Source organism: Streptomyces sp. NPDC050448 (genome assembly GCF_040655295.1).
GTDB lineage: Bacteria > Actinomycetota > Actinomycetes > Streptomycetales > Streptomycetaceae > Streptomyces.
Genome location: NZ_JBFAJR010000034.1, coordinates 66,097 through 76,680 on the forward strand (window position 1 = coordinate 66,097; position 10,584 = coordinate 76,680).

The following is a 10,584-nucleotide window of genomic DNA, read 5'->3' on the forward strand; positions in this document are numbered from 1 at the left end:
CCCGCGAGCAGCTCAGTGGCTCTGGCAGGGGAGCCTTCAGACGTCGGGACTGCCCAACAGGATGGCGCTCTTCACTCCGCCCATCTGGTAGTTGAAGCTGAGGGCATAGTCGAAGTCGAGGGACCGAGTAGCCGTCCCCGGGACCGGGTCGAAGGTGAGGTTGTCCGCAGGTTCCTCGCAGTTGGTGGTGGGACACACCTGGCCGTGGTTCATCATCAGCAGGGTCAGGGCCACCCCGAGGCAGCCCGCGGGTGCACCGTTGTGACCGAAGCAGCCTTCCTGGGAGGACATGAGCAGATCACGTGACGCGGGACCGTACAGCTCCCTGATGGCGTTGGCCTCGAACGTCGTGACCACCGCGTTGCCGTCGCTGCCGCCGTGGACATAGGGCACCTGGTCGATCTCCCAGGTGTCGCCGAGGCACCGCCGCACCGCGGACACCAGCGCCCTTCCGGTGTCGTCGCAGGCCAGTGGATTGGCCAGCCCGTCCCGGGTGGTTGCCTGAGCGAGGACTTGGCCGTAGAGGCGGGCGTCCCGTGCGAAGGCGTGGTCTCGGCTCTCCATGACGATGGTCGCGGACCCTTCGCCGTGGTTGATGCAGTCGGCGCGCCGGTCGTATGGACGCATCAAGGATGCGAATGACGGCAGGAGGGCGGGCATGTCCTGGGACCGCATGGCGTCGTACGTCTGCTGGGCTCCGCTCAGCAGACGCTGGATGTTGTGGATGAGGGGGACGCTGAAGATGTCCACCCCAGTCACCACGGCGATCTCGGTCTCACCCGAGGCGATCATGCGTTGGGCATTGCCGATCTGGAGGGCGGAGGACGCGCAACCGCACGACACAGTGAAGTTGGCGCCCTTGGACCGCGTGAGCGCGCCCTGGACCAGGGCCACGTCCGAGGGGGTGACCGACTGCTCCGCCGCGACGAACATCTCCATCGCCTCGGCAACGGGGAGGGTCGCGGGGTCGGCCCGTAGGACGGCGAGGTAGCTGTCGATGTTGGCGTCCACACCCCCGCGGCCGACTAGGACAGCGGCTGTTTCGAGATCGCGGTGCACATCGAGGCCCGCGTCCGTACACGCCTGTGCCAGCGACACCAACCCGAAGCGATGGGCGTTCGTGTAGTGGCGGGAGAAGAAGTCGGGAACGCCGACCACTCGTTCCTCGAACGTTTCATTCGACAGGTTCACGCTGCCGTAGTAGACGCCCTTTTTGACAAGGCACGACGTTCCGTGGCTGGCTACCTCCCAGAGTTCGTTGGCGGTGAGGACCGGGGACTCGGTGCCTGGAAGGCAAAGTCCGATTCCGGTGACTACGGCGTCCCGCCCGCGTCGCCTGGTCCGCCTGTTCACGAGTCACCCGCAGGTGACAATGGATTCTTCATCGGGATTCCCCTTCAGGATCAGTCAAGGGCGGCTATGATGGTCACCGTGCCGGAGCTCGGCCCGTTGGTCTTCCTGGGCTGGTGAACCGGCCTATTCGGCCACATAGGTGCGGCAGCGCCAGCGGTACACAGGCCGCTGCTCACCATCACGTCCGGCGCAGAATCCTGAGAACTCGAAATGCTCGTAAGCATTCCCGCACAGGATTTTGACCTTCGGCTCGTCTTCCACTGACTGAACTTCCCAGACCACGGGAGCCCAGTCCGGCCCTCCGGTAAGCATCACGCTTATTATTTCCGGCATATCCGGCTCCTGGGTCGAGGTGGCGGCCCGGGGCGAATGAACTACTGCCCGGCCGCTACTGTTGTCGGCTCTCAGTTTCATGGGGCGTTCCGCATATTCCGCCGGCGCGCGGCGGCTTCTACTCCTTCATCGCGGACGGAAGAAGACACGTCCGGGAATCAGGCACCGGGAGACCAGGAGGCAGGTCCTGGACAGGGACCTGTAGAAATGGGAAACCAGCATGGTGACCTCGTCATGTGAGGAAAAGCCAAGCGTCGACACCGGAACCGAATTTCCCGCACTCTGTCCGTGGACCGATCGCGTCCTCGCGAACGGGCGAAAGGTGGTCTCGGCTTCTTCACCGGTTGCCTACGCTTCCCGGTGCCTCTGGTATGAGAGGCGCCTCGCCGCGTCGCCCGCGCCGGCCACCCGCCGCCGGTGAGACGGAGGCGGCGGGTGGCCGGCCGGAAGGGACGCGCGGTGGTCCGGCGGCGGCAGAGGCCGGCCGCCGCCGGGGTGGAGGGGGCAGGCGGCCCAGCTCAGTGGTGCCGGCCTGCGAGCCGTCAGGTCGCGACAGCCAGTGCCTGGGTGAGCGCGGACGCGGTCGCCTGCTCGGAGCTCAGGGCCGATCCCGAGGCGCCCAGCAGGTTGTACACGAGGGCGACCGCGTTGCTCGCGGAGGCGGTGAGGACGTTGGCTCCGACCACTGGCGGCTGTCCGACGCAGTCGCCGAGTGCCGCGGCGAGCGAGGTGGCGGCGGACAGGTTGTAGGTGCGGGCGGTCGCTGTGTTGTTGACCTGGTCGGCAGCGATCGCCAGGTTGTTGGACGTCTGGGCGGCCTGGAGGTCGCTGACGCAGGCCGAGGTGGCCGCGGCGGCGGGAGCCGCAACGGCAAGCGGGGCGATGCCCACAGCGGCACCCAACGCCATGGCAGCAGTGACAGTAGCGGCGGCAAGGCGGGAACGGTTCATGATGAACTCCCTGGAGGTGATGAACACGCCTGATTTCAAGGGCGGCCGACGGGAGTGGCACCCCGCTCTGTCCAGAAGCTGCTGTGGGAACCGGAACTCGCTCTAATCGTCCAGCATTTCACCCGCTGGGAATGACGAACGGAACGGGTCGCAACCGAGCTCCCGGAGATGGGATGGGCGACCCGCCGGTTCGCAATTAGTAAGCACCCACGTCGGACGGCATCTCTAGGGGTGATCCCCCGACATCACCCGATTGGACGAACTGGCAAGCCCCCCGCGCCGCAGGTGCACCTGCAGAAACAGGTGCAGCACCTTCGTGCCAGGTTCGCGACGCACATGCGGTGACGTTCCGTAGTCGCGCGCAGGACGCCGCGAGCTTCGGTTCTTGAGCTCGGTGTCCCAGGCGCGGTTCCCACTCGGCGGCCGGAGGCGGCGTAGCCGCGGTCCCCCGGGCCCCAGTGATGGCATCGGGCGATCCACGCCGCAGTTGCCGCGTGTGAGTCGGCCGCAACTGCGGCAGGTGCACGGACTGGGCGGCCGGCCGCCGGTGGCGACCGCCGTGACCGTCGCGCTCATGCGCCCGCGGCGCGGCTGCAGCGGTGCTCGTCCGCGGAGCGGGTGCGCATCGCGGCGGCGAACGCTACCCGGTGCCATCCTGCGCGACTCGACGAGGTCGGCGCCCGCTGGAGCGCGTATCGAGGAGGCGCAACGGGACAACGCGTGCAGGCGGACGGTGGGGACAGCCCTTAGGTCCCCAGTGGAGACGCTGAGTTGGTGAACTCGATGGACCGGTCAATTGCCTTGCTTGCCCTGGGGCGGATGATGTCCGCGCGGGGGCGGCACAGCTGGCCCGGTGTGGAAGTGTGGCGGCTGTCCTTGACCGGCAGCAGCGCGGTCAAGGCGGTGCGCTGGGTGGCGTTGGGCTTGGAGGTCAGGTTGCGCCGCATCTTGTGGGGTTGGCGTGCTCGCGGATGGACGCGACCATGCCCTTCGAGGACGGTGGTGCCGGGCACCAGCATCTTGTTGCCGACCAGGACAGTCGAGGTCCTGTAGCCGTAGGCGTCCTTGATGGCGCTCTGGTGGTCCAAGCGTGTGCGCTCGGCGCCGTACCCCCGCCAGCACCGACGTCGAGTTCTCCGAGCTGGTCGGCGACGTACTCGACGAGCTCGCCGGGCGCGTCCTCGGGGTCATCGGGGAAGGAGCCCGGAAACCGTCGGTGTCGATCTGGACGCCGTAGCCGAGCTGCGATCTCACGCCGCGGGAGGCCGTCGCCCGCCGCCTCGCATCGCGGTCCAGCAGGAAGTAGCCGGTCAGATGTCCGTCATCCGGTCCAGCGGTGGCTACGGCGCTGTCCTCAACCAGGACCGGCGGTTCCATCCTTCCAGTGACGGTGACCGGGCGTATACAGCCCCTGAGCCCCCCGGGGCTCGATCCCGCATGGTGCCCAGGCTGCCTCCCCTTGTGAGAGGGCGACAGACGTTCCTGCGGAAATGGACAGCCCCACGACGTCGGAGCCAGGGGCAACACACCCCGGCCGCCGCGCCACCCTATCGGTGTGATGCTTGCGGGTGCTGCACGACCTCACGAGCGCCCAACTTCACACCCCTGGTGCTCTTGTCACGCCCGCCTGCGTCGACCCCGCAGCCCCATGGACACCCGGGACAAACAGTCCACCGAGCCGAACTACGCCATCCGGGTGATAGTCGTTTGTCCACTGTTGCGGTCATATGCCTGTCCAGCGGATAACGGTTTGTATCCAACCGGTGGGCCGCCCATCCTCTCCGGGGGAGCGGCTGCGCGCGTCGGCTACTGCCGGCCGCTGTGGTGGGCGTGGGCTGCCGCGATGGGTACCCCTGGGAGAGGGCATTGGATCCGTCAGCCGGCGCCGGCCGGCACCGGCTGACGCGGGCCCTCGGGGCTCGACGCGTGCCTTCCCATCGCATCGGAGCATGCCTCCCGGCACCATTGCCGCCGACAGCACACGAGCAGCCTGACTACCACCGCATACCGAAGATGCGGTGGATTCGCCGTCTCCACCCGCGAAGGCGGACCGGAGCAACTCCCTGGCCGGGCCAACCAGAACCGGGACTGCCGGGCACGCGCCGCGCATGAAGAGACCCTGAAAGCAAGGCACCGACCCCCGAGGGCACCGGTGACGCCAGCGACGCTCACCCGGAGTCAGGCGCGCTCACCTCCGGCAGCGATCAGGCGAGCCTGAGCGCCCGGGCGCTCACCTACGGTCCTCACGCCGTTAGCGCGCCACAGCGGCGAAGACGCTCACCAAGCGGACGTATATGCAGCGAGGACGCGTCTACCGATCGCTGCCACGACCGTATATGTCGGGCAGCGCAGGCGGCGGCCTCGCCGCGCGCCGCAGCACCGTCCACACCAGCGCTGGTGATCCCCAGCGCCAGATCACAATTCACCCAGAGTTCTGACCCGGCCCCACTGCCGTGAAGGACGCCGCGTGCCGCCCCGATCTCCCCCCGTTGACAAAGGCCGGGGTGGTCGCGGCAGTCCTCACCACCGAAAATCGAGAGGAGCGGACGTCATGCACCCATGCATCTATGTGGTCGACGTCCCGATACACGACACCACCGACCCGGCCCGACACGGCTTACACGTCTTCACTGGCGTCGCCGACTCCCCGGCCGCGGCTCTGCGCCGCGCGCAGGAGGTCTACGACGCCGCGCTCGCCGCGCACACGGCTGGACTCGAGATCCCGGACAAGCAGCCGGACAGCTGGGGAGCACGCGGGCTTCGGCCCGGATGGAAGATGGACTGGCCCGCCGCCAAGGCCGATCTCTGGCACAACCCCGTCAGCTGGACCCGCCGCAGCGACTTCGCCGTGTAGACCCGCCAGGCACAGGTGTGCAACGGCGTCCAAAGCAGTTCGCCTGCCCCGGCCCATCCCTGTTCGGCGGGCCGCCGAGGCCAGAGCGAACCGCCGAGCCTGTGACCTGGGCCGTCTCACGACCGGTCGTATCCGACGGCGATCCGACATCAGCCGTGAGATCCCGACACGAAATCTGAGACCCTACACCTCCAGTTCGGTACTACGGGTCATGTCCCGCAGGCGGGAGTAGTGGAACTGGTGCGCGACGGTGATCGAACAGGTGGGGCCATTGCGATTTTTGGCGAGGATCAAATCGCTCTCCCCTGCGCGGGGACTGTCGGGCTCGTATGCGTCCTCGCGGTGTAGCAGGACGATGCCGCTCGCATCCTGCTCCAGTTGCCCTGAGTCACGCAAGTCGGACACCTGCGGCTTCTTGCCCTCCCGGTGTTCCGAGCCGCGGTTGAGATGGGCGCAGCAGATGATGACAGCGCCGGTCTCCTCGGCGATGATCTTCAATTCGCGGCTCACTTCGCTGACACGTTCATAGGGGCTCTGCCGGGGGGTGCGCTGGTCGGTGTACATGAGCTGGACGTAGTCCAGGATGACCACGGGCGCTTGACCCGTCTGCCTGGTCAGGGCCTTGATGCGGGTGCGGACCAGTCCTGGGGTGACGCGAGGGGTGTAGTCCATCCACAGCGGCAGCGCCGATAGGTCGGGGAGGCGCAGGGCGATGCGCGTCCAGTCGTGGTCGGTAACGGCCGGCCCGCCCTCCATGAGGCGGTGCAGGTTGACGCGGGCCCGGTTGGCGAGCACGCGGTTCGTCACCTCGCTGCGGCCCATCTCCAGGCTGTGCACGAGGGTGGTCCTACCGGAATGGGCATTGGCCAGCGCGATACCCAGTGTCATCGCCGATTTGCCCATGGCAGGCCGCCCGGCCACCACGACGACGTTCCCTGGCTGCATCTTGAGGGCCTGGTCGAGGTCGGTGAGTCCGGTCACGGCCGCCGCCTCGACCGTGGTCTCCAGGCTGTCCAGGTGCTGTTGGAGGCCGTCACCGAACCGTTCGAAGAGCCCCTTGTCGATGCTTTGGTCGGCGGCAAGGTGCTCCAGCTCGGCCTGGTGCGCGGTGATCGCGTCGGTTACGGCAGCAGGGTCGGTCTGACGGGCCGCCTGCATTCCGCGCGCTAGGGCCTGCTGATAGCGGCGCAGGCGCGCGTAGCCGTGGACGAGTTCAGCGTAGTGCGCTGCCTCGACAGAAGTGCACGCCTGGGCGGCGATCTCCGACAACCGAACGGCTCCACCGATGCGTTCCAGGTCACCGCTCCGGCGCAGCTCGGCCTCAACCATCGGCACACCGGTGGGTTTGCTTTGGCCATGCAGGGCCAAGACCGCCCGCCAGATCGTCTCGTGGTGAGGGCGGAACCAGTCACCGCCGTCACTCAGGACGGATGCGGCGGCCGCCACTGGGTCGTAGGCCGGCGTAGCGGTCAGGCACGCGCCCAGTACGGCCGTTTCGGCCTCGGTGCTCGCGGCCCTGGCCCCGTCCGACTGCTGCGCGCGAATGTCCGGGTCGAAAGCGTTCACCCCAGCTCCTTGAGGGTGCCGGCCGTGATGCCCGGGTGGGTGCAACGGCGCATCGGCGCATCGTCGTCGCCGTCCACGGCCCAGCCGTACTGATCGCACGCAGGGCAGGCCGCCCGCAGCCCAGCGAGGTCCTGCGGCGCCGGTCTCGGCTGTGTGGCTGGTGCTGGGGCCGGAGCGCGGTAGCGGCGCAGGTCCGCCACCCACAAGGGCAGACACTTCACCCACGAGGCCGCGCCGGTGGTGTTCTTGAAGACCTCGTCCTCCAGTATCCGGCGCTGGCAGTCGTCCATGGCCGTCAGCGCCGGCCAGCCCTGCGCTCGCATCGCCGACAGCAGCGTCGGAGCGCTCTTGCGCGCAGTCACCAACCCTGCCTGCCACTGCTGCATTTGCTGCAGGAAGTCCTCAGCAGCCCGGATCTCCTCAAGGGAGAACTCCGGCGCTTCCTTCCGCTGTGATGGCAGAGGCCCCGTGGTGAGGGGGTAGGGGGGGGAGGATTCCTCCTCCCCCGGGGGGAGTGGGGGGTGGACGTCGGATCGCGGGTTTCCCGCATTCCGTCTCGGAGCAGGCGAAACGCGGGTTTCCAGATCGCGGGTTTTCCGCCATCGGGATCCGGATCGCGGGTTTCCCGCATTCCGCCTCGGAGCAGACGAAACGCGGGTTTCCAGCGGCTTGTGCAGCGGCTCCGGCCCCGGATCGCGGGTTTCCCGCCTTGCGGTGCTGACCTGCAAGGGTACGGTGAGGCCGAGATCGATGTACTGCTGGTTGTTGGCCGGGTTGCGGTAGACCCGAGTGACCCAGGTGGGGCGCTGGGCGACCTCGTCGTACACGGAGATCCGGGCGAGGTGGCCGGCCTTGGTCAGTCGGCCCGCGATCGCGTTGTACCGGTCCTTGCCCATCTTCCAGCCCCGGGCTTGGAGATCCTTGCGGATCGCCTCCATGGTCGAGGGGAGCCGAGGGTCCCGGAGCAGCAGCTCCGCCAGCACGCCGAGATCCTCCGGCTGCAAGCCCGGCGTGCGCACCAACTCACGCCGAAGGATCACGTCCTCCGGGACCTCCCAGGAGCGCTCCAGATAGCTGCTCCCAAAGTCGTCATTCACCGGCCACCACCCACAGAGCCCAACGGGACCCGGAGGTGTGCTGCCGACGGCATGCTGGGGCGTGTAGTTATGTGCCGTTTCCGCCCCAGAAGGCATGTCTTCAGAGACAAGGGGTTTCCGGCCGGGGACTGCGCTCTTGCAGAGCAGGCAGGAATCTTCGAAGGGGTCCCACTGAGCCGGACGTGGGCTCCGGTGGGCCAGACCGAGGTGTGCAAGGCCGAGAAGATGGTCACATCTACAGGTCGACGGCGGAGGCGCGGCTGGTGATGCATCGGGTGGATCTTCCCTGTTAGGGGAGTCGAGAGCAGAGATGTAGCCAGACACGCATGAAAATCATGTCCCGTGCTGGCTATCCTGACGAGGTTCCCTATCCTGGGGGTAGGTGACCACGCGAACCCAAGGTTCACGGGTGTAACCGCAGTCGAGGTCGCATCGCTGTTCACGACTCGGGTTCTTGGAAGGTTCTGCGAGTCGATCGCTAGGGAGCGGTCTCCGTTGTGGCGACGGAGGCCGCTCCACGCGTTTACCGCGGCATCTCTGCACTCTTGTCGGCAGAGGCTACGAGGGCTGCAGGGTACAGAGCGGACAGTTCGGCAAGCAGCCGTGCGTACGCCTCGCGACGCTGGCCCCGAGGCTCTGCTTCACCCGATTCCCACCGGGTCACCGCCAGCCGCTTCACCTCAAGTGCTTCGGCGAGTTGTGTCTGAGTGAGGCCGTGGGCCTTTCGGAGCCGCCCTCGCACGGCTGGTGGCGGCAATACGGTACGGGGCGCGCGGAGCAGCACGTCCACTGCGGCTGGTAGGTCGGTCATGGTTACCCCTCCTGTCGCTCAGAAAATACATGTGGAGATGCATCGGGGGCAGGGCTTATCACGACATGTCACCTGCAAAGGTTGTATGAACGATTCTGCTAACAGAGAGATCCCATGTCGTCGTCCTGCACGCATTGCTCTTCGTCATTGCGCGAGGCAGAGGCGGCGCGAAGAGGGAGTCGTGAATGCGGCGCTCTTCAACTCGCGGCACGAGGACCGGGGCCCGCATCCTGATCGAGAGCGTTCCGCTGACCATCAGAGAGGCTGGCGAGGGCCCGAGTCGCATAGGACACGGTCTAAGGAAACCTGGCGCACACGCCGCTGGCCCGCCGAGAAAAGCCGCCCGAGCCTGACGCCGACCAAGTCAGTTGCAGTTCTCCGTCGGGCCCGGCACAGGTCGACGAAGGCCTCGGCAGAGGCGGACGCGGCCGACGGCCAACTCGAGGGCGCCGGGCTGTCGCATGGTCGTCCGCCACCCTCGACAACTTCGGCTCAGACGGCTCGACAGTCTCGGTCTCGGTCACGTCCTCACTGGTCATCGGTGCGTCTTCGTTGATCGGGAGTTACAGCGAACGATGTACAGGCCCGCGAGCGGCTGGTCGTCGCTCATTTACCGCGGTCAAGGGCGGGGAGTTCGCCACCTGAGTCACGGCAGCACCTCCGAATGATCGGCCCCCGTTGTCCGGCGGGGGCCATCGCCATGTGGGCATGGGGCCGGGGGCGGTACGCGCCGCCGACGCACGCTGCGCCATCCGGGTTAACCCGGCCGTCAGCCATAGCGTGGCGCTCCGCCATTCCCTTCAATCGGTGCTAACGACGTGGGGTGCCCATCCCTGTCGGGGGACCATGGACGGCTGCCGGCGTGATGCGCCACTTCGCCGTGTTCTTCAGGGCACCCCCGACAGGTGCGAGCGCTCGGACGGCTCCCTGTCCTCCTGGGTGCAGCAGCTCCCCACCTCCTTCACGGAGCCTTCGAAAGGGGCTGTCCAACATGGCACTCGCTCTCACTCTCACCCCGGCAACGGTCGCGGTGGGTCAGACCTTCACAGCTGCCGTCACCGGTGCCGCATCCGGAGAACTGATCACTTTTACCTACGACGCGGTGGCCCCGCAGACGGCAACCGCCGACGCCCTCGGCAATGCGAGCGTCACTTTCACAGCGACGACAGCGGGCACGGTAGTTGCTGCCGGTGCCACAAGTGGCGCCGCCTCAGCGTCCCTGACCATCACGGCCGCACAGAACTGTGTGGTCACCCTGTCGTCGACGCCGGCCAACCCGGCCGCGGGCCAGCCGGTGACCCTCACCGCCACGGTCACCTGCGGCGGTGTTCCCGTCTCCGGTGCGACCGTACTTTTCGCCACCACCAGCGGCTCCCTGGGAGTCGGCGTCACCAGCGCAGCGGGCCAGGCCACCGTCACCACCAGCCTGCTGCCCACGGGCACCAACGTCGTCACAGCCACCGTGATCGCCGCCACCACCACCTGCACCTGCGTCGGTGTCGCCGCCACGGCGACCGTGACCGTCACGGCCGCACAGAACTGTGTGGTCACCCTGTCGTCGACGCCGGCCAACCCGGCCGCGGGCCAGCCGGTGACCCTCACCGCCACGGTCACCTGCGG

9 protein-coding genes and 1 pseudogene are annotated in these 10,584 nt (G+C 67.5%); 3 read left to right on the top strand and 7 right to left on the bottom strand.

Features of this window, described 5'->3' with window-relative positions:
- Window positions 1-36: 36 nt before the first annotated feature.
- The 4 genes from AB0I68_RS30490 to AB0I68_RS30505 form a co-directional block, all read right to left on the bottom strand.
- On the bottom strand, window positions 37-1,305 hold the full coding sequence (locus tag AB0I68_RS30490) for a beta-ketoacyl synthase N-terminal-like domain-containing protein (RefSeq protein ID WP_363180597.1): 1,269 nt from the start codon (window positions 1,303-1,305) through the stop codon (window positions 37-39).
- Between the two features lie 171 nt (window positions 1,306-1,476).
- Complete coding sequence (locus tag AB0I68_RS30495; RefSeq protein ID WP_363180579.1) at window positions 1,477-1,767, bottom strand: DUF5988 family protein; 291 nt, start codon at window positions 1,765-1,767, stop codon at window positions 1,477-1,479.
- Between the two features lie 461 nt (window positions 1,768-2,228).
- Window positions 2,229-2,636: a hypothetical protein gene (locus AB0I68_RS30500; protein WP_363180580.1), complete on the bottom strand. Its 408-nt coding sequence runs from the start codon at window positions 2,634-2,636 to the stop codon at window positions 2,229-2,231.
- Between the two features lie 746 nt (window positions 2,637-3,382).
- Complete coding sequence (locus tag AB0I68_RS30505) at window positions 3,383-3,724, bottom strand: hypothetical protein (RefSeq protein ID WP_363180581.1); 342 nt, start codon at window positions 3,722-3,724, stop codon at window positions 3,383-3,385.
- Window positions 3,725-3,726: 2 nt separating this feature from the next.
- Between AB0I68_RS30505 and AB0I68_RS30510 the strand changes: the two genes are divergently transcribed.
- Together AB0I68_RS30510 and AB0I68_RS30515 are read left to right on the top strand one after the other, a co-directional pair.
- A complete protein-coding gene (locus AB0I68_RS30510) occupies window positions 3,727-3,873 on the top strand; it encodes a hypothetical protein (RefSeq protein ID WP_363180582.1) in 147 nt (48 codons plus the stop codon).
- Between the two features lie 1,314 nt (window positions 3,874-5,187).
- Window positions 5,188-5,490, top strand: coding sequence for a hypothetical protein (locus AB0I68_RS30515; protein ID WP_363180583.1), 303 nt, complete (start codon window positions 5,188-5,190; stop codon window positions 5,488-5,490).
- A 183-nt stretch (window positions 5,491-5,673) separates the two neighbouring features.
- On the opposite strand, the gene AB0I68_RS30520 is transcribed toward AB0I68_RS30515, so the two are convergent.
- From AB0I68_RS30520 to AB0I68_RS30530, 3 genes are all read right to left on the bottom strand, one after another.
- The gene (locus AB0I68_RS30520; protein WP_363180584.1) at window positions 5,674-7,056 is read right to left on the bottom strand and encodes a DnaB-like helicase C-terminal domain-containing protein; all 1,383 of its coding nucleotides are present in this window, start codon (window positions 7,054-7,056) and stop codon (window positions 5,674-5,676) included.
- Complete coding sequence (locus AB0I68_RS30525; RefSeq protein ID WP_363180585.1) at window positions 7,053-8,153, bottom strand: hypothetical protein; 1,101 nt, start codon at window positions 8,151-8,153, stop codon at window positions 7,053-7,055. The genes AB0I68_RS30520 and AB0I68_RS30525 overlap by 4 nt, the downstream gene beginning before the upstream one ends.
- Window positions 8,154-8,676: 523 nt before the next feature.
- A complete protein-coding gene (locus AB0I68_RS30530) occupies window positions 8,677-8,964 on the bottom strand; it encodes a helix-turn-helix transcriptional regulator (RefSeq protein WP_363180586.1) in 288 nt (95 codons plus the stop codon).
- Window positions 8,965-9,955: 991 nt separating this feature from the next.
- Between AB0I68_RS30530 and AB0I68_RS30535 the strand changes: the two are divergent.
- A pseudogene (locus tag AB0I68_RS30535) lies at window positions 9,956-10,584 on the top strand (Ig-like domain repeat protein); the annotation flags it as partial.